Raw genomic sequence first — 17886 nt, 5'->3', positions numbered from 1 at the left:
GTCCTTACTCCCCTTCAACACGCATGATGCTGGCGACACCGCGGACGGTGTCCAGCTTCCGCAGCGCCTCGACGGTCCCGGAGAGGGCGGCGTCGGGTGCGCGGTGAGTGACGACGACGAGGGAGGCCTCGCCGTCCTTGCCCTGCTGCCGCACGGTGTCGATCGAGACACCGTGCTCCGCGAAGGTGGTCGCCACCTGGGCGAGGACGCCCGGCTTGTCCGCCACATCGAGGCTGATGTGGTAGCGGGTGACGACGTCCCCCATGGGGCTGACCGGCAGCTGGGTGTACGCCGACTCGCCGGGCCCCGTTGCCTCGGCGAGCTTGTTGCGGGCGACGGCGACGAGGTCGCCGAGGACCGCGGACGCGGTGGGCGCACCGCCCGCGCCCGGCCCGTAGAACATGAGCCGCCCGGCGGCCTCCGCCTCGACGAAGACTGCGTTGTACGCCTCGCGGACGGAGGCGAGCGGGTGGCTGAGCGGGATCATCGCCGGGTGGACGCGGGCGGTGACGGACTCGCCGTCGGCGGCGCGCTCCAGGATGGCGAGGAGCTTGATGGTGCAGCCCATCCGCTTGGCGGAGGCGAAGTCGGCCGCGCTGACCTCGGTCATGCCCTCGCGGTACACGTCGTCCAGGCGGACGCGGGTGTGGAAGGCGATGCCGGCCAGGATCGCGGCCTTGGCGGCGGCGTCGTAGCCCTCGACGTCGGCGGTCGGGTCGGCCTCGGCGTACCCGAGGGCCGTGGCCTCGTCGAGCGCCTCCTGGTATCCGGCGCCGGTGGAGTCCATCTTGTCGAGGATGAAGTTCGTCGTGCCGTTGACGATGCCCATCACGCGGTTGATCTTGTCGCCGGCGAGCGACTCGCGCATCGGGCGGACCAGCGGGATGGCGCCGGCGACGGCGGCCTCGTAGTAGAGGTCGAGGCCGTGCTGCTCCGCCGCGGCGTGCAGCGCGGCGCCGTCCTGGGCGAGCAGCGCCTTGTTCGCGGAGACCACGGAGATGCCGTGCTCGAAGGCGGTGGTGATGAGGGTGCGGGCGGGCTCGATGCCGCCGATGACCTCGATGGCGATGTCGATGTCACCGCGTTTGAGGAGGGCGGTGGCATCGGTGGTGACCAGCTCGGGGTCGATGCCCTCGCGGACCTTGGAGGGGCGGCGCACGGCCACGCCGGCGAGCTCGACGGGCGCGCCGATCCTCTGCGTGAGGTCGTCGGCGTGCGTCGTCATGATGCGAGCCACTTCTGAGCCGACCACTCCACAGCCCAGCAGCGCCACCTTCAGCGGACGCGTACGCATCATTCGACCTACGCCTTTCGATCTTCCATCAGTACCCCGCGGGCGGTTTGCCCGCCGGGTGGAACCAGTCTCACTCAATGGACAGCAGTTTCCATCCTCGGTCCATTGAGTGAGACACCTATTTCATCATCCGAGGTCGAGGCGCAGGAGATCTTCCTCCGTCTCGCGGCGGACGATCACTCGGGCCTGTCCGTCGCGCACGGCGACGACGGGCGGGCGCAGAGCGTGGTTGTAGTTGCTGGCCATGGAGCGGCAGTACGCGCCGGTGGCCGGGACGGCCAGGAGGTCGCCGGGCGCGAGGTCGGCGGGCAGGAACGCGTCCTTCACGACGATGTCGCCGCTCTCGCAGTGCTTGCCGACGACGCGCACGAGCATGGGCTCGGCGTCGGAGGTGCGGGAGACGAGTGAGATGGAGTACTCGGCGTCGTAGAGGGCGGTGCGGATGTTGTCGGACATCCCGCCGTCGACGCTCACGTAGGTACGGAGCCCCTCCAGCGGCTTGATGGTCCCCACCTCGTACAGGGTGAAGGCGGTCGGGCCGACGATGGCGCGGCCGGGCTCGACGGAGATCCGCGGCGCCCGCAGTCCGGCGCTCTCGCACTCCCGGGCCACGATCTCGTGCAGGGCCTTGGCGATCTCGTGGGGCTCGCGCGGGTCGTCGTTCGAGGTGTACGCGATGCCGAGGCCACCGCCCAGGTCGATCTCGGGCAGCTCCACCCCGTGCTCGTCCCGTACGGCGGCCAGCAGCCGCACGACGCGCTTGGCGGAGACCTCGAAGCCGGCCATGTCGAAGATCTGCGAACCGATGTGGGAGTGGACGCCGAGCAGCTCCAGCGAGTCGTGCCCGAGCGCCCGGCGCACGGCTTCGGCGGCGGACCCGTCGGCCACCGCGATGCCGAACTTCTGGTCCTCGTGCGCGGTCGCGATGAACTCGTGGGTGTGCGCCTCGACGCCGACCGTCACGCGGATCTGGACGGGCTGGCGTACGCCCAGCTCACGGGCGATGTGCGCGACGCGGGCGATCTCCTGGAAGGAGTCGAGCACGATGCGCCCGACCCCGGCCTCGACGGCCCGGCGGATCTCGCCCTCGGACTTGTTGTTCCCGTGGAAGGCGATCCGCGCGGCGGGCATCCCGGCGGCGAGCGCGGTGGTCAGCTCCCCACCGGAGCACACGTCGACGTTCAGCCCCTCCTCCTTCAGCCACTTCACGACGGCCTTGGAGAGGAACGCCTTGCCGGCGTAGAACACGTCGGCGTCGGGACCGAAGGCGTGCGCCCAGGCCCGGCACCGGGACCGGAAGTCCTCCTCGTCGAGGAAGTAGGCGGGGGTCCCGAACTCCTCGGCGAGCCGGGTCACTTCGATGCCGCCCACGGCGACGACCCCGTCGGCCGTACGCTCGACGGTCCGGGCCCAGACCTTCTCGTCGAGCGCGTTCAGGTCGGCGGGCGGCGGGGAGTAGTGCCCCTCGGGCAGGACGTCGGCGTGGCGGGGCCCGGCGGGGTGCGCGGAACGGCTCATCGGTATCTCTCTTCGCGGGTCACAAGCGTGTCGGTGCGTCTATGCCGAGCAGGGCCAGGCCGCCGGCCAGCACCGTCCCGGCGGCTTCGGCAAGAGCCAGCCGGGCACGGTGGGCGGCCGAGGGTTTCTCGTCGCCCTTGGGCAGGACGCGGTACTGGAAGTCGAGCAGCGCGTCGGCCAGCTCGACGAGGTGCCGGGCGAGCCGCTCGGGCGCGCGGTGGTGCGCGGCGGCTTCGAGGACGAGGGGGTGATCGGCGAGGACGCGCAGCAGGGCGGGCGCGTCGACCTCACCCGGCTCGGGGCGGAACCCGAGCTGCTCGGCATTGCGTACGAGCGCGTGGGCGCGGGCGTGGGCGTACCGCACCCGGTGGAGCTCGTTGCCCTCCCCCTGTACGAGCAGCGCGTCGCAGAACTCGGGGGTCTCGCGCGCGGGGGTGGTGAGCACGGCCCAGGCGACGGCGTCGGCCCCGTACCGCGCGAGCACGTCCCCGTCGCGGCGGGCGACGGGCGCGACGACGGGCTCCGGACCGGGTCCGAGCCCCTGCGCGGCCTCGATCCGCGCGACGGCGGCCCGTACGAGCCGCTCGCGCGGCTCACGGGACGGCCGCATGTCCGGGACCTCGACCGCCACGGCTCGGCGCACGTCGCGCACCAGGCGGGCGGCGGAAAGGGAGGTCAGCGAAAAATTCAGGAACCCGGCCCCGGTGACCTCGACCCGCTCGATCCCGGCCACCGCGCCGAGCCGGCGGGCCAGCACCTCGGCGACCTCGGCCGGCCGCACTCCGGCACCCTTCGCGATCTGGAAGGCGACGGGGGTGGCGTACTCCCCCACCCCACCGGGCCGGGTCCGCTCGACCACCACCCGCGCGGGCACCGCCCCGCCCAGCTCACCGTCCTCGACGGCGCAGCGCACGGCGCTCACGACGCAACGGGAGAGGTCTGCGGGGGTCACGGGACCCAGCCTAGGGGAGACGCACCGTCATCAGTCGAAGGGTTTCGCCATGTGAACAGAGCACTGGACAACCGAAGCCGACGGGGAGCACGTCCTACTGGTGGGGACCGCCCCTCCCCCTCCCGGCGGGCGCCCCTCTCCTCCCGTCGCGCCGGTCCTTGCGCTCGATCAGCCGGCGCACGACCCGTACCAGCTCGGTGGGCTCGAACGGCTTGGCGAGGAAGGCATCCACCCCGGCCGCGATCCCGGCCTCCACCTCCTGCTGCGTACAGGCGCTGACGATGGCGACGGGCACGTCCCTGGTCCGCGGATCGGCCCGCAGCTGCGCGGCCGCCCCGAACCCGTCCAGTCGCGGCATGACCACGTCAAGAGTGATCGCATCGGGACACACCCGGTGCACGACGTCCAGACACTCGGCACCATCGTTCGCGGTCACGACCTCGAAGCCCTCCAGCTCGAGATTGACCTTGATCAGCTGCCGGATGACCTTGTTGTCGTCGACAACAAGCACCCGGCCCGAGACGCCTGGCACAACTCGAGAGTAGGTCCGCCCGGGCCCCCGCGTCCGGCTTTTCGCCACTTCCACCCCCTGCGGGCGAACCACTCCCTCCTCCCCCGCAAACCGGTTCCTGATCACCCCGCGGAAGCTGGTAGTGTTCAACCCGTCGCCGCAACACCAACGACGCGCCCCCGTAGCTCAGGGGATAGAGCAACGGCCTCCGGAGCCGTGTGCGCAGGTTCGAATCCTGCCGGGGGCACTCCAGCAGAGACAGGGCGATCACGCCGCTGACCAGCTGAAGTGCCAAGCATGAAGGCCCGAACTCAGTCCCACTGAGTCCGGGCCTTTGTCGTTGTTACGCACTGGTCCCGTGTGAGGGGCGTGTGGGCCACGCGTCAGCCTGATGCATCGCTGATCACCCGTCGGGCGCGCTCGTAGAACTGCTCGCGCGTCCCGTCCAGCCCCGCGGCATCCGGTCGCCTCGTCAGATTCGACAGCGCTTCAGCAGTGCCTGCCGCCCACTCCCCGTAGGCCTCGAAGACGGCGTTGGCCCGCTGCCGGAGCTCCAGGTCCGGCATGACCTCGATGACGGGCAAGGCATCGTCGTGGTGCCGGCGGACTACGGCGGCGCATTCGTCGTACAGCAGCGTGGCGGCCAGGGTGTCCGGTGCCTCCGTCGCCTCACCGATCTTCGCCCGGAAGTCCTGGAGCATCTTCGAGATCGTCGTAGAGGTGGCGATCACCTGCTCGCGAATGCGCTGCTCGTGGGCCAGCTTGACCTCATGGTCGCGCTTCGCGGCCTCCAGGGCGTCGGCGTGCTGCTGCCTCCTCCTCTCGGTCCGCCCGGTGAAGTAGTGAGTGATCCAGGCAGCTGCAGCCGAGCTGATGAGGACAGCGCCAGCCGAGATCGCGGCAGTGACCCACTGGCTGTCCTGCACCACCGTCGTGGTCACGTCGCCGGTCGTGGTCGTCGTCTGCCGGCCCCCGCAACCGGCTATGACCATCAGGAACCCCAACAGCCCTAATCGGCTCGCTGCTTGTCGCATGATCGGCAGATTAGTGCGTGCCGCTGCTCGTACTCACTCGGGTTCTGCCCATCCCATCGCCCTTGCGATCTTCGCGTTGTTCAGCTTCTCGTGGCCGTCGATGCATCCTTCGTATCGCCGGTGGATGACCTCCGGCGAGTTGCCGGCGCGGCGGGCGACCTCAGCCACCGGAACTCCGGCGTTCAGCCAGTTCGTGATGCAGGTGTGCCGCAGGTCGTACGGCCGCCGCGCGAGCGGCGAGGCGGCCCGGTCGGGAGGTAAGGCGAATGCTCGCGCCTCCTGCCAGACCCTCCAGTAGCTGGAGGTCCCCAGCACGCCTCCTCGCTCGTTGGCGAAGAGCCTGCCGCCCTGAGCTGTCCCGAACTCCTCGATGTGCTCGCGGAGCATCGCCACCAGGAGCGGGGGGATGGGCACCGGCCGGTCGGCTTTGGCCTCGCGCGACTTGAGGCCGCGCTTGTCGTGGCGCTTCCCGGAGTCGGTCCACCTCTTCCCCGATACCGGCAGCGTCTCCCTGAGCGTGAGCGTGCCCCACCCCGTCTCAGGAAGGTGGCAGTCCTGCTCCCTCAGGCCGACCGCTTCCGCCGGCCGCATCGCCGCGTAGAGCTGGCAGGCGAAGAACGCGACAAGTCGCCGCCCGCGGTTGCGGTGGACGGAGCCCACGTAGGAGACGGCGGTCAGAAGCTGGCTGCCCTGGACGGCATTGACCAGAACCCTGGGGTCCACCGCGTCGCCGCCTTTGGGCCCGGCCCGCTTCACCCCGGCGAGAGGGTTCGCGTCCAGGTAGCCCGACTCGATCGCGTACTCCATGGCGGTGTTGAAGCCGCGCCGGCGCCGCTTGTAGGTCTCCCCCGCCGCCGGGGTGTCGTCCAGCTTGAACGAAAGCCGGTACTGGACGTCCCGGAGCACCCTCGGGTCCTGGAGGTCCGAGAGCGGCCGGGAGCGCTGCGAGAGCCACGTACAGGGCCGCACGAGCTCCGGCGGAGGCTCCTCGCCCTTGTGGGCCGGTACGACGGCCCAGCGCACCGCCAGACGTACCTCTTCAGGGGTGGGCGCCTTGGCGCCGTCGCCCATCATCGCGATGGCCACCGTGGCGAGGCTGTCCGCCAGCCCCTCGCGAGTCTTTGCCGCAGCTGTCCGCCACCGGACGGCCATGTACTCACGGCTGAAGTCCCACCAGGTGGGATCGGGGCGGACGTTCTCTTTGGCAGCGGCTTTCCGGACCTCGGATTCCGGTAAGCCCGATTCGACGTCGAACGGCTGCCCTTTCGTCATCGCGTTCCAGAGTTCGGAACGGCGGCTTTCGGCGAGCGCCACGGTGGCGAACGTGGCGTGCCGAACTTGCCCGGCCACGACCCATCGCAGCTGATAGGGAGCGGACTTACTGGAAAGCCTGCTGATCTTCCAAATCCGGACGTCCGTTGTCAGGGTGAGTTCCGCCGTGGGGGCCGGGCCCCCACTGCTGCGGGGGCCCGGCACGTTCGCGGTCTTGCGGTTGGTCACGCGGCCTCTTCCAGGGTTGCGATCCAACGCTCCAGCTCAGACCGCCGGATTCGCACCGAGCCGTTCGGGAGCTTGATTGCCTTGGGGCCCTTCCTCAGCTGCCGCCAGCGGTAGAACGTCGCCAGCGGTACGCCGATCTCTTCGACGACCTGGGGGATGGTCAACATCTCGTCACGCGGGCCGGCCACTGTTCCTCCACTGGGCAGATTGCTGAGCTACGGGACGGCGCCGCAGAAACCGCAGAATCCGCAGAAATACCGGGATCTGTGGCCTGACCTGCGGCGTTGGGGCCCTGCCGGTACGCGCCGCAGAAACCACGCGAATCTCCGCAGAAATAGGTGGCGGCACGTGGGGCGAGGCGGCGCCAGCTGCGGGCGCTGATTTCTGCGGGAGTTCCAAGGCTTTCTGCGGCGGCCGCGCTGGCGTGGCGTCGTCGCTGGTCAGAGTGCGTCGTGGCGGGTTTCTGCGGATTCTGCGGTTTCTGCGGCGGGGCGCAGGGGGCGCCGCTCCGTCGAGGACTCACGCCTTGGGCTCCCGGACGTTCGGGTGGATGACGTACCGAGGGGCCGGCGGACGTCCGCGCTTGCCGGTCCGGGGCGGGGTGTCGGTACGGAGGTAGCCGTGTTCCTCCAGGAGCGCGATGGCAGGCTCCAGCTCGGCGACCGTGGGGAATTCGGAGCGGGACAGCTTGGCGAAGAGGTCTCGGCGGGTGATGCTCTCCCAGCCGTTGTGCTCCAGAGCCGTCAGCAGGACGCGGGCCCTGGCCAGCGATGTGTCCGCACCCATGAGATCGAAGACTGTTAGGGCATGAGCGGTGAAGTAGTCCGCGATCTCGATGGCGGCACTCAGGGTGGCTTCCGTGATGGGTTCGTGGTGCCCACCGTCGATGTGGGCCGCGAGGTGGAGGAGTCCGGCGATGCGGGCGGTGGCGCCGACGAGCTTGCCCGCCCACTTGTCGATGTGACCGAGCCTGCCGCCCTTGGCCCTGAGCTGCGGCTCCAACCGTTCCTCGTAGGCGATCAGGGCCCGATCGACTTCGGGGGTGAGCTGGATGACGAGAGGGTCCGTCCAGTCGGCCAGCCGCAAGGTGAGGGCGTACACGTTGCGCTCGTACGTCGCCGCCACGGCGGGCGGCACCTGGTCCGGATTGATCCTCCGGCGGCCGACCAGGGATTCGGGCAGGCAGTACAGGAAGCGGGCCAGCAGGCCGCGGCCATCGAAGCCGCGGTTCTTGCCGATCTCTTCGAGAACGCTGGGCTGGACGGCCAAGCCCATGGTGAGGGCCGGGGCTTCGATGAACTCCTCACGGCTCCGGCGGTCCACCCGGAGCCGGTCGCCAGCGTGGCCCTTGAGGAAGACCTCCAAGTTGGGGATGCCCGAGTACCGCCCGGCGATGATGTCGAAGATGCCGCCCTCGGCGGACATGACCGCGAGCCTGCCGCCCTGCTCGGCCAGGAGGGTGGTGATGACCTCGGGAGTGGCGTCATCAGCGAGGAGCCGCGGGCTGGCCGGCACGGTCAGGGTTTCGGCGACCTGGGCGAGGCCGATGGCCTCGGCGATCAGGTTGTCTCGCTCCGGCCCTTCCGCCTTCGCGGCCTGGGCTGCGGCCTTCTCCGCTGCCTCGCGGGCCATCCTCGCGGTGACCTCCGCCTCCACGATCGTGAGGTTCGCCCCCTCCACGAGGCTCTTCTCCGCCTCGTACAGGGGGCGGGTCATCGCGGCGAAGACAGAGGACTTCCGGTTGGCGGGACCGAGCGCGACGACCACGAACAGGTTAGTGGGCTCCCTCCAGCGACCGCGCACCTGGACCACGGCGCGACCGCCGGAGGCAGCGGACAGGACGGAGAGGGCCAGCGCTCCGGCCATATCGGGCGGGGTCTGGGTCTCCTCGGCTACGGCGGCGACGTAGTCGGCGAGCCACCTGGGGAGGGCTTGTGTGGGGAAGGGCGGGAGCTTGGGCTGGACGTTGAGCGGGATGGGTTCTGCCCATGTCGCCGGGATGGTCTCGGCTCCCAGGGCCAGGGCCTCACGCAGGTCGTCGTCCGTGGCGTCCGGGGACATGCCGGCCTGGACGATGCGAGTACCGGCTTCGATGCTGCGGCGGCGGCGCGCCAGCTGGTGGACGATCCCGGCGTAGTACTCGGCGTTGGCCGTGCTGGGGACGGCCTGGACAAGGGTGTGGAGGTAGGGCCGTCCGCCGACCTTGCCGAGGACGCCGGCGTGGTCGAGGTGATGGCCGAGGGTGATGGGGTCCGCGGCCTGGCCCCGGCAGTGCAGGTCCAGGATCGCGCGGTGAATCGTCTCGTGCGCCGGGCGGTAGTGGTCGGCGGGGTCCATCGCCGCAGCCACGTGCGCAGTGACCTCGGGGGCCAGCATCAGGGCCCCGACCACGGCCTGTTCGGCCTCCAGGTCGTGCGGCGGGACACGCTCCAGGTTGCCCGCGGGCGCTGCCCGCAGGGGCAGCACGGAGGCGTACTGCTCCGACTCCGGTTCGGGTGTCATGCTGGTGGTCTCCTGTTTCTGTCGAAGGGACGGAGAACCGGGGCGGTCGCGGTCTTTGGCGAGAGGCGACCGCCCCGGGCGTATCTAGGCGGCGGCCGTGATGTGATCGGCCGCGGTGGAGGCGAGCAGCGCGCGGATGGCATGAGCAGCCTGTTGCGGGACGACGCCGTTGCCGAGTGCCTTGAGCTGCGCGGTGCGGGAGAGCCCGGGTACCTCGGTGACGTGGCCGGCGGGCAACCCCATGAGCCATTCCACGAATGCGGGGCTCAGCCGTCCCACAGGGTCAGTTGGCTCGGGAGCTGTCCGTCCGAGGGCGGACTCCCAGCTGAGGATGGCCGGGGCGTACTCGCCCCAGTTCGTTGCGCTGCCGAGGGGAGCGTCAGGTCCCCCTTGTACCCCGGCAGGTCTATATGGCCCTGTCCCGCGCCCCCGGCTCCGGTCGCCTCGGTCGGGAACAGCGAAGTGATCGCGGTGGGGAGCTGCCCATTCTGCCCACCGCCCCGCCAATCCCTGGCTGCTGGTGTTGGCAGGCCAGGCACAGAAGAAGAGGCGGTTGCGCTGGTGGGCAGCGCCAACGTCGGACGCACGAACAGTGCCCCACTTCGCATCGAACCCGAGGGCGGCAAGGTCGGCGAGGACGATGTCGAATCCGAGGGAAAGGTGCCCTGCGACGTTCTCAAACACCGCGAGTCGGGGTCGTAGAACGCCAAGGGCGTCTGCGATATGGGGCCAGATGTGGCGGGCATCTCCGGTTCCCTTTCGCTTGCCAGCTGTGCTGAATGGCTGGCACGGGTAGCCGCCGAGGACGACATCGACTGGCGGCGCCTCCGCCCAGTCGGTGGCGGTGATGTCGCCGAGGTTGGGCACCTGCGGGTGGCGGTGGGCGAGGATGCGGGAGGCTCCAGGGTCGTTGTCCGCAACCCATACAAGCGAGCCGCCGAGCACGCGCTGCACGGCCATGTCGAGGCCGCCGTAACCGGTGCACAGTGACCCGAGTCGCAAGGTGGTGGGAGGGCTCACGCGGGGATCTCCTGTTTCTGTCGAAGGGACGGAGAACCGGGGCGGTCGCGGTCTTTGGCGAGAGGCGACCGCCCCGGGCACAGCTAGTGGTGCCGCTTCCAGAGGGCGTACTCCTGGCGGACGTAGCCGCGGGGCTCGCGGACGCTGTCCGGGTGGTCCGGGGTGTACGGGCCGTCGGCGTAGCCGCTGGGGCCGATGCCGGCGGTCTGGTCGATGTCCATCAGGCGGCGGGCCGCTTCGACGGCGAGGGTGGCGGCGTCGCCGCTCACGGGGTCGTCGTCGGTAAGGGCGATGCGGTCCAGGAGCGCGGCCTTGCGGAGCCAGAACTCGCGGACATGGACGCCGTGCAGGCAGTCACGGACTCCTCGGGCCGTCCATCCGATCTCGCTGATGACGCTCGGTGCGGCGGCGTAGGCGGTCTCGGGCGCGGGCCAGTGGCTCGGCTGCTGCTCGGCGGTGACGTACAGCCGGACGCGCTCGCCGTCGCGGGTGGGGTGTCGGCGGACCGGGCCGGTCGTGAACGTCTCGGCCAAGGCCTTGGTGATCTCGGGTGCCTCGGCCGGACGGCAGATGACGCGGATCTCGAACACGGTTGGCTCCTTCACCCTCGGAAGTTGTTGCGCTTGAAGACGGCCCGGCGGATGTTGACGACCGTCCCGCCGTTGCCGCGGCCGTTGTTGGTGCCGAGGACCTGGGTGGCGACGAAGCCGCCGAAGATGACGGCGGCCAGGACGACGAGCTGCTGGATGAGCGCGGCGACGGCGGCGATGAAGGTAGTCAGGAGCATCAGCCCGCCGCAGGCCGCGGCGAAGCCGATGCCGCCGAGGGCGATGTTGACGGCGAGCGGGTTGATGGCCGGCCGGTCCGGGACCGGCTCGGGGGCCTTGGTGGGGGCGATGGCGTAGCCGGTGATGATGCGGCCGTCCGGGAGCTGGATGGTCTGGATGTCGGGGACGGCGTGCGGGTGGTGAACGGCCAGCGGGGCGGGCGTGAAGGGGACCGGGTGGTGGGTCTGGGTGGTCTCCCAGCGGGCGGGGTCGTGGTGGTTCACGGCGGTGCCTCCTTACTCGGCGATGTCGGTGACAGCGACGGCGGCGGACTTCACGAGGTTGGTGATGGGCTCGTAGGCGCCGGTCCCGGCGGTGAAGAAGCCGAAGAGGAACAGGACCATCGCGGCTCCGGCCCCGGCGGACTTGGACTTGAGGACGAAGAACGATCCGGCGCCGAAGAGCAGGACCGCGGAGATGGTGAAGGTCATGGCGACTCCAGTCGGTGTGTGGTTCAGCGGGTGCCGTTGCGGTAGGTGCGGGCCCACAGGTTGTAGAGGTGGCGGCCGACGCGGATGCAGATGCCGTGGCCGTCGCAGCGGCGGCAGTGCTTGCCGCGCTTGGGCCTGCCCTTGCGGTCGTGGGTGAGGGCGAAGCCGAGCCCGTTGCACTTGCGGCAGCGGCCGAACGGCGAGGCCGCACACAGGCCCGCGTAACCGAGCGTGAACAACAGGGCAAGGACGCTAGCGAGCAGGAAGAGAGTCACAAGGGGCCTCCAGGGCGGGATTCGATGGTTTCCGCAGGTGGGCCGCTATCTGCTAGCGACCTGATCAGGTGGCGTACAGGCCGCTAGCGGGGTCGCTAGCGCTAGCAACGTCCGCTGCTAGCACCAGCGACCCGTGGGGCTAGCCCGCGTCCCGCTTCTTGTTGCGCTCTGTAATCGCCTTGGCGATGTGGGCGCGTTCGATGCCGCGCTTGTTGACGGTCTTGCCGTCGATGCGGCGGCCGATCTGGTCGGTGCCGATGCCGTACGGCTTGAGCGCCGCGGTGAGCTGTTCGGCCTTGGGCTTGGGGTCCATCTCGGCCCACGGCCCGTAGACCTCGGGGCGGTGGTCGGCGAGCCGGTCCACGATGGTTTCGGACCAGATCTTGGTCTCGCCCTTGCCGATGACAGCGGCGATGTCGTCCAGGATCGTGGCGAGCGCGGCATCGGCCGGCGCCTCTCCGGCCGCGTCGCCGGAGAGCGTGCCCTCCGACTGCCGGAGGGCCTGAGCGCGGGTGAGGATGGTCTCCGCGTCGCGGCCGTCGGCCAGGTACGTGCGGACGATTCCGGCGTCGTCGGACATGCCCTTGAGCAGGCCGACTCCCTTGTGGGACTTGAGGAGCCGCGAGGCATCCAGGCCTTCGCCGTAAGATCCGGCGCCGAGGATGGTCTCCGAGACCTGGTAGGCGCCGACCCGCAGGGCGAATCGGGCCTGGTGCTGGTCGCGGAGCACGGACGGGCAGGCGGTGTCGTCGGGCTTCTGCGTCGCGGTCATCACCGAGACTCCGACGGCCGGCGCGACGCGGGCGAGGAAGACCAGCAGGTCAAGGATGGTCTTCCCGTGGACAGGGTGCATCAGGTACTCCTGCACCTCATCCACCACGAAGAGCACGAGCGGCATGCCGTACTTCTTGTCCCGCGAGATGGTCGGGGTGAGCTTGCCCTCCGGGCAGACGTGCAGCGGGAGTTCGGAGAGCCGGTGGTAGCGGTCCTCCACATCGGCCTTGAGCTCCTGGAGCGAGTTGACCAGGTGCATGACCGGGTCCACCCCGCTCTGGGGGACGGTGCCGAAGCCGACCCGGTGGGCGACCATTGAGAACTTCCGCCAGTCCGGGGAAGCCTTGCCGTCGAACACGTACAGGCGGACGTACGGGTCGAGGGCCGCGGCGAGCGCGATGGTGCGGGCGGAGAACGTCTTGCCCTGCCGGGGGACGGCGCCGACCAGGAGCGAGAGCCACAGCATGCTGATCTCGACTTCGACGCCGCGTTCGTCGCGCCCCCACGGGAAGGGCTTCCAGAAGTCCACGCGGTCTACGCCGAGGAGCGGGGTGCGGCCGGTGGGGACAGCGAGCGGGTCGCGGTTGGCCACCCACATGGAGACCCGGCGTGAGCTGGTCGTATCGCGGTCCAGGAACACCTGCGTCTCGGCGACGTCGATGCCCGAGGCGAGCGCGTCGCGCTTCTTGACCGCGTCGGAGAACGTCTTGCCGTACGGGAGGTCCACGACGACGCGCCAGCCGTCGCCGTCCTGCCGGATGGGCTGCGGGAAGGCGATGCCCTGATCCGGCTTGGTGAGTCCGGCGGCCAAGAAGGCGCGGGTCACGATGTCCGAGGTCAGCTTGCGGTGGCGGAACTTCACCTTGGCCGCGTCGATCAGCGGCCGGTCCGCCGGCGCGCCCACCCACCCGAGCGCCCCGGTCAGGGCGATCAGGGCCAGGGTCCGGAGCCAGGCCGGGGCGAGCACCCACATGGCCAGAGCCGCGCCGAGGCCGGTCACGCTGGCCAGGGTGGCGATGATGCTGCGCAGCTTCACCCGGGCGTCCCGCTGCCGGGAGAGCTTGAGGTACTCCCCCGCGTCCTCGGTCCGGACTGCGGCGAGGCGGACCGGGAGGCCCTCGGCGTCGGAGACCCAACGGCCCGTCGCACCCACCCAGCGGAAGGCGCCGCGCGGTGCGTAGGCCAGCAGCTTCGCCGAGTAGACGGGAGTCCGCACCAGGTGGTAGGCGGTGGTCTGGCCGTAGTGGCCGGCCGCCCACTTCGCGACGGCGGCACGCTGCTTGGCGCTCGTCAGCCAGTCCGGGAGAACCGGCCGGCGGGCCTTGTCCTTGGCTTCGATGACTTCGGCGATGGAGGGCGGGAACTCGTGCTTGGGCGGGTCGACCGGATCGCCCTCGGCGACGGTCCCGTCGTCGTCCGGCTGGTCGTCGGGGAGTTCGGCCTCCCACTCCCCCGGCCTGGCTTCGCCCGGGGCCAGCGGCTCGGTCTTGCCCTTCTTTGCGGGGAACGGCAGGACCGACGCCGACCCCGGGGAGTTCTGCGTGCTGTCCGGCTCTTCACCGGACTGCTCGATGACGTGGATCTCAGACACGGTGGGTCTGCTCCCTCTGTAGCGGTGGGAAGGGGCCCGGACGGCGCTTTGGACGGCCGACCGTCCGGGCCTGTAGCTCGCGATCTGTGCGGTCAGGCGGCGCGCTGTTCTTCGGGGTAGGCGCAGGGGACGCACATGCCGAGCGAGGCCGGAATGACGTATCCGGCGTCGGTGGTGCACTGGGGGCAGGTGCGGCGGGCGAGCATCGCCAGAGCGAGCGCTCCCCACTTGCGCGAGGTCATGGGCCGGACCGGCTTGGCCAGGTCGACGCGGTACAGGTAGGCCACCAACGGCTCACGCCGGAACCGGGGCCGCAGGAGCTGCGCGGCGATCGGTTGGCCACCGGGCCGCAGCCCCTCGGCGCGGAGTTGGCGGCGGGTGGCCAGGCCCTCGGGGGCCAGGCGCCACGGGTAGGTCGGTATCCCGAACCGGGCACCGTCCGGGTCGAAGCACTTGGCGAACGTCAGCGAGGTCATCAAGCTGCCTCAGGCTCGGCACGCTCGGCCTTGAGCGCGTCACGCAACGTCCGGCCGTTGGCGGACGACGTACGGACCGCCTTGCGGATCCCCTCCGCCGTCAATCGGGCGTCGGGCCAGTCGGCCGTGACCGACCTGGCTTCGGCGAGGAGTTCGTCCGGGGTGCGAGTCGGTCGGGGCGTACGAGCCGACTGCGGCACCCGACCAGTCGCCCGGCGGGGAGCGGACTCGGCGGCCGCGACTGCCCGCGCAGGAGCCGACTGGGGAAGCTCGACCGGCTCGGCCACCGGCACCGCCTCGGCCTGTCCGATTGCCTCAATGGCGGGTACCGGGTCGGCCGACTCGGGAAGGGATACGTCGCCAGCGACGGTCGGGCCCTCGGCAGTCGACTTGTGCAGGTCAGACCCCAACCGATTTTCGGCGATCCCGGGTGGTACATCCCGATCTGCGGTCCCGGTGAACATGGCCGCGAGGGCGGCGTCCGCGCCGCTGGTGAGCCGGTCGCGCTGGACATCCAGGAGCCTGGCACCCAGCGACGCATCACCCAGCCCCACCTTCCGGGCCAGCCGCCACGATGTCCGGTCGGACCACTTCCGCACCCAACCCGACGGATGGTTCGCGGCACGACCCCGGTGGTACGCCAGGGCACGCACCACGGCGGCCGCTTTGGCTTCGGCTTCTGCGTCGCGGCCGTCCTGGTGGACCACGATCCGCCGGGCCAGGAACGCCATGCCCTCGGCCGACACACACATGCCCATCGGCGTCACGGCGTAGATCACAGTGCGGCCCGGGCCATCGGCAGCCATCGCAGCCATCACCGATGCGGCGGCGGGCAAGGCCCACAAGCCCACCCGGATGATCCCTGGGGAGGACTGCCCCAGCATCGTCAGGCCGAGCAGCACCAGCGCCAGCACGGCAGTCGCACCCTCACCGGCCGCCACCGCTCCCAGCGCCGTACCCGAACCGTAGGCACGGCTGATGTTGCTGAAGGTGCCCGCGCCACCAGCGACGCCGGTGGCCACCATGGGCACGAACGCGGCCGTCAAGACGGCCCTCTGCACCTTGGTCAGCGACCTGCGAGCCGTCATCACGCCGCCTCACCGCCGGTGCCACGTCGGCCGTCCCGGCGGCCGTTGACCGTACGCATCTCCGGGACGGTCAACCGCTGCGCGATGCGCCAGCCCCCACCGCCCTGCTTGGCCCGGTACATCTGCTCATCCGCACGGCGCAGAAGAGTGGAGAGCTCCGCGGCGCCGGCCCGGTAGTAGGCGGCGCCGATCGACGTATGTACCTCGACCAGGTGACCGTCGAACGGCACTGACCGGTCCAGTCGATCGGTGAGCATGTGTAGGTCTGCGCGCAGCTTGTCGACGCCGTAGCCCGGGATGACGGCGGCGAACTCATCTCCGCCCAGGCGCCCGGCTACGCCGGCGCGCTCCTCGGCCCACTCGCCCAGGCGCTGGCCGGTCGCGCGGATGACCGCATCTCCGGCCGCGTGCCCGAGGGAGTCATTGATCTCCTTGAACCGGTTGAGGTCCAAGACGAGTACGGCGAGCTGGCACTTCCGGGCGAGGCTCTTGCGAGCGCGTTCCGCGAACGGATCCCGCGTCCACAGGCCGGTGAGCGGGTCGCGGCGGGCGGTCTCGATCCGGCGCCGCATCCACAGGCTGTGAACCGACCAGCCAGATGCGAGCGGTAAGGCGGCAGACAGGGCGGTCAGGGTGTGGCTCATGCCGCGGCCCCCTTGCCGCCCTTGCGCGCCGGGCGGCGGCTGGCGGGCCGCCGCACCAGCGGGGTGATGTTGAACAGCTCCGGGGCGTTGGCCTCGATCACCTGGGCAGCGATCCGGCTCACGTCGTCGGGCAGGTCGGGGTGCTCGGCGAGGATGTCGCGGGCCGCGTCCATGCGGGCCGCGCGCTCCTCCTCGGTCTCCCCCTCCACCCCGAGCCACAGCTCCAGCGGGGTACCGAGGGCCAGTTCGATGAACTCGTTGACGCTGACGGCCTCCTGGCCGCCGATGTACGTACGCATCGTCTTTCTCCTGAAGTCGAAGGGACACCGAGGCGGTCGCGGTCTTTTGGCGAGAGGCGACCAGCCCCGGGGGTCAAGCCCTAACTCGGTGGAGCGAGGCTTCACCGGCGCACCGTTGCCACGGCACTCCGGCCCCGAGCCTGAGAATCGGGTGCGTCATCGTCACTGCTCTGACGCCAGCAGGGCGGCGCGTGCCGGGTGGCACCCCGAGGGGTGTTCTCCAGAAGCCAGCACGCGGAAGAAGTGGCCGCCGGCGACAACCCGTCGCCATGGGGACGGGGATCACGCCCCGCCTCGTATCACTTGGCACGCTGTTGAGTTCTCAAAGTGCGAGTGCTTCCTTCAGACCCCTTTCGAGGGCCCTCCGGGCAGGGCAAATGACGGATCGATCGCAGCTGCCTGCACGGCAGTTACGGCCGGTTGAGTCGCGTTTCCGGCGAAGCTCAACTCTGCCTCAGAGTGCACTGTGAGGCAGAGTTGTGCAAGCCCTTCTCCGCGTAAGAGCAGGGCGAGCGCTAGCTCTCTCTGTGCCGCTTGGGCACACTGAGGCAGTGACAGCGAAGAGACATGAGGTGCAGATGGTCGAGTGGACCGGCAAGCCCGCCTACCAGCAGGTGGCGGAGCAGCTGCGGCGGAGGATCGCGGCCGGCGAGTTCGCGGAGTCCCGCAAGCTCCCGTCCCTGGCAGACCTCCAGGCAACGTACGGCGTCACCGTGACCGTGGCTCGCGACGCCATCCGCCAGCTCAAGACGGACGGCCTCGCGGTCAGTCATCAGGGCAAGGGGGCGTTCCTGACCGCGGAGGCCTCCGACGCCGCGAAGCTCGCCAGCCCCGAGAACGCGATCGCAGAGCTTCGCGACCAGCTTGCTCGACTCCAGGGCGAGGTCGCCGAACTCCGCGAGCGGGTCGCGGAGCTGGAGGAGAAGTAGCTCCCGGCGCGCGCCGATCCAGCCGTCGCCGCCGGGGCACGTGATGGGTTCACGAGCGGCTGCCGTTGTCACGATCTTGCCCCCTTCGTTCGGATCGAATGGAGGGCTCCGACCTGCGTCGCTAGGCTGTCGTCGCCCCTCTGCATCCTTTGTAGACCGGGCAGTTGAGTGACCGACAGATCCGCTATGTGGCCGCCAAGAGGCGGCCACATAGGCCGCAT

19 protein-coding genes, 1 tRNA gene and 1 pseudogene are annotated in these 17886 nt (G+C 70.3%); 2 read left to right on the top strand and 19 right to left on the bottom strand.

Annotated features, from left to right (window positions below):
• Nucleotides 1–4 precede the first annotated feature (4 nt).
• The 4 genes from JYK04_RS28525 to JYK04_RS28510 form a co-directional block, all read right to left on the bottom strand.
• Complete coding sequence (locus tag JYK04_RS28525; protein WP_189743114.1) at nt 5–1297, bottom strand: homoserine dehydrogenase; 1293 nt, start codon at nt 1295–1297, stop codon at nt 5–7.
• A 123-nt stretch (nt 1298–1420) separates the two neighbouring features.
• Nucleotides 1421–2812: a diaminopimelate decarboxylase gene (lysA, locus tag JYK04_RS28520; RefSeq protein ID WP_189743116.1), complete on the bottom strand. Its 1392-nt coding sequence runs from the start codon at nt 2810–2812 to the stop codon at nt 1421–1423.
• Nucleotides 2813–2831: 19 nt separating this feature from the next.
• Complete coding sequence (gene nrtL / locus JYK04_RS28515; RefSeq protein ID WP_189743118.1) at nt 2832–3764, bottom strand: ArgS-related anticodon-binding protein NrtL; 933 nt, start codon at nt 3762–3764, stop codon at nt 2832–2834.
• 94 nt (nt 3765–3858) lie between these two features.
• Nucleotides 3859–4344, bottom strand: coding sequence for a response regulator (locus tag JYK04_RS28510; protein WP_373297480.1), 486 nt, complete (start codon nt 4342–4344; stop codon nt 3859–3861).
• 106 nt (nt 4345–4450) lie between these two features.
• Here JYK04_RS28510 and JYK04_RS28505 point away from each other — a divergent pair.
• Nucleotides 4451–4522: transfer RNA gene (locus JYK04_RS28505), tRNA-Arg, on the top strand.
• A 136-nt stretch (nt 4523–4658) separates the two neighbouring features.
• Here the strand turns inward: JYK04_RS28505 and JYK04_RS28500 are convergent.
• The 15 genes and pseudogenes from JYK04_RS28500 to JYK04_RS28435 all read right to left on the bottom strand — a co-directional run bounded on the left by JYK04_RS28500 (nt 4659) and on the right by JYK04_RS28435 (nt 16736).
• The gene (locus tag JYK04_RS28500) at nt 4659–5309 is read right to left on the bottom strand and encodes a hypothetical protein (protein WP_202186088.1); all 651 of its coding nucleotides are present in this window, start codon (nt 5307–5309) and stop codon (nt 4659–4661) included.
• A 33-nt stretch (nt 5310–5342) separates the two neighbouring features.
• Complete coding sequence (locus tag JYK04_RS28495; protein ID WP_237410264.1) at nt 5343–6623, bottom strand: tyrosine-type recombinase/integrase; 1281 nt, start codon at nt 6621–6623, stop codon at nt 5343–5345.
• 182 nt (nt 6624–6805) lie between these two features.
• Nucleotides 6806–6997, bottom strand: coding sequence for a helix-turn-helix transcriptional regulator (locus JYK04_RS28490; protein ID WP_229876346.1), 192 nt, complete (start codon nt 6995–6997; stop codon nt 6806–6808).
• A gap of 331 nt (nt 6998–7328) precedes the next feature.
• Entirely contained in the window at nt 7329–9311 is a 1983-nt protein-coding gene (locus JYK04_RS28485) for a DUF3987 domain-containing protein (RefSeq protein ID WP_189743124.1), read from the bottom strand.
• 84 nt (nt 9312–9395) lie between these two features.
• Nucleotides 9396–9554 carry a hypothetical protein gene (locus JYK04_RS41455; protein ID WP_229876374.1) on the bottom strand — a complete coding sequence of 53 codons (159 nt, stop codon included), beginning with the start codon at nt 9552–9554 and terminating at the stop codon, nt 9396–9398.
• 348 nt (nt 9555–9902) lie between these two features.
• Nucleotides 9903–10271: pseudogene (locus tag JYK04_RS41450) on the bottom strand (DNA cytosine methyltransferase); the annotation flags it as partial.
• Nucleotides 10272–10414: 143 nt separating this feature from the next.
• A complete protein-coding gene (locus JYK04_RS28475) occupies nt 10415–10921 on the bottom strand; it encodes a hypothetical protein (RefSeq protein WP_189743127.1) in 507 nt (168 codons plus the stop codon).
• 11 nt (nt 10922–10932) lie between these two features.
• Nucleotides 10933–11382 (bottom strand): hypothetical protein, encoded by a 450-nt coding sequence (locus JYK04_RS28470; protein ID WP_189743129.1) that lies wholly within the window; start codon nt 11380–11382, stop codon nt 10933–10935.
• Between the two features lie 12 nt (nt 11383–11394).
• A complete protein-coding gene (locus JYK04_RS28465) occupies nt 11395–11589 on the bottom strand; it encodes a hypothetical protein (RefSeq protein ID WP_030768821.1) in 195 nt (64 codons plus the stop codon).
• Nucleotides 11590–11612: 23 nt separating this feature from the next.
• Nucleotides 11613–11864, bottom strand: a complete 252-nt coding sequence (locus JYK04_RS28460) for a hypothetical protein (protein ID WP_189743131.1) — start codon at nt 11862–11864, stop codon at nt 11613–11615.
• Nucleotides 11865–12003: 139 nt separating this feature from the next.
• The gene (locus JYK04_RS28455) at nt 12004–14229 is read right to left on the bottom strand and encodes a cell division protein FtsK (RefSeq protein WP_229876348.1); all 2226 of its coding nucleotides are present in this window, start codon (nt 14227–14229) and stop codon (nt 12004–12006) included.
• Between the two features lie 92 nt (nt 14230–14321).
• Nucleotides 14322–14705, bottom strand: a complete 384-nt coding sequence (locus JYK04_RS28450; RefSeq protein WP_189743133.1) for an RRQRL motif-containing zinc-binding protein — start codon at nt 14703–14705, stop codon at nt 14322–14324.
• A complete protein-coding gene (locus tag JYK04_RS28445) occupies nt 14705–15793 on the bottom strand; it encodes a conjugal transfer protein (RefSeq protein ID WP_189743135.1) in 1089 nt (362 codons plus the stop codon). Before JYK04_RS28445 ends, JYK04_RS28450 begins: the two co-directional genes overlap by 1 nt.
• Nucleotides 15793–16437 carry a GGDEF domain-containing protein gene (locus tag JYK04_RS28440; RefSeq protein WP_189743137.1) on the bottom strand — a complete coding sequence of 215 codons (645 nt, stop codon included), beginning with the start codon at nt 16435–16437 and terminating at the stop codon, nt 15793–15795. The genes JYK04_RS28445 and JYK04_RS28440 overlap by 1 nt, the downstream gene beginning before the upstream one ends.
• Nucleotides 16434–16736 carry a hypothetical protein gene (locus tag JYK04_RS28435; RefSeq protein ID WP_189743139.1) on the bottom strand — a complete coding sequence of 101 codons (303 nt, stop codon included), beginning with the start codon at nt 16734–16736 and terminating at the stop codon, nt 16434–16436. Before JYK04_RS28435 ends, JYK04_RS28440 begins: the two co-directional genes overlap by 4 nt.
• Before the next feature lie 551 nt (nt 16737–17287).
• Between JYK04_RS28435 and JYK04_RS28430 the strand changes: the two genes are divergently transcribed.
• Nucleotides 17288–17665: a winged helix-turn-helix domain-containing protein gene (locus JYK04_RS28430; protein WP_189743141.1), complete on the top strand. Its 378-nt coding sequence runs from the start codon at nt 17288–17290 to the stop codon at nt 17663–17665.
• Nucleotides 17666–17886 lie beyond the last annotated feature (221 nt).

This window comes from Streptomyces nojiriensis, assembly GCF_017639205.1.
In the GTDB taxonomy this organism is placed as follows: Bacteria; Actinomycetota; Actinomycetes; order Streptomycetales; family Streptomycetaceae; genus Streptomyces; species Streptomyces nojiriensis.
The sequence above is the reverse complement of the archived record's forward strand: the minus strand, read 5'-3'. Positions and strand labels throughout refer to the sequence as shown.

Excerpts from the sequence above, each read along its gene's own strand:
- JYK04_RS28525 (WP_189743114.1), bottom strand. The coding sequence starts at position 1,297 with ATGATGCGTACGCGTCCGCTGAAGGTGGCGCTGCTGGGCTGTGGAGTG.
- lysA (WP_189743116.1), bottom strand. The coding sequence starts at position 2,812 with ATGAGCCGTTCCGCGCACCCCGCCGGGCCCCGCCACGCCGACGTCCTG.
- JYK04_RS28500 (WP_202186088.1), bottom strand. The coding sequence starts at position 5,309 with ATGCGACAAGCAGCGAGCCGATTAGGGCTGTTGGGGTTCCTGATGGTC.
- JYK04_RS28485 (WP_189743124.1), bottom strand. The coding sequence starts at position 9,311 with ATGACACCCGAACCGGAGTCGGAGCAGTACGCCTCCGTGCTGCCCCTG.
- JYK04_RS41455 (WP_229876374.1), bottom strand. The coding sequence starts at position 9,554 with ATGGGGTTGCCCGCCGGCCACGTCACCGAGGTACCCGGGCTCTCCCGC.
- JYK04_RS28465 (WP_030768821.1), bottom strand. The coding sequence starts at position 11,589 with ATGACCTTCACCATCTCCGCGGTCCTGCTCTTCGGCGCCGGATCGTTC.
- JYK04_RS28450 (WP_189743133.1), bottom strand. The coding sequence starts at position 14,705 with ATGACCTCGCTGACGTTCGCCAAGTGCTTCGACCCGGACGGTGCCCGG.
- JYK04_RS28445 (WP_189743135.1), bottom strand. The coding sequence starts at position 15,793 with ATGACGGCTCGCAGGTCGCTGACCAAGGTGCAGAGGGCCGTCTTGACG.
- JYK04_RS28440 (WP_189743137.1), bottom strand. The coding sequence starts at position 16,437 with ATGAGCCACACCCTGACCGCCCTGTCTGCCGCCTTACCGCTCGCATCT.
- JYK04_RS28435 (WP_189743139.1), bottom strand. The coding sequence starts at position 16,736 with ATGCGTACGTACATCGGCGGCCAGGAGGCCGTCAGCGTCAACGAGTTC.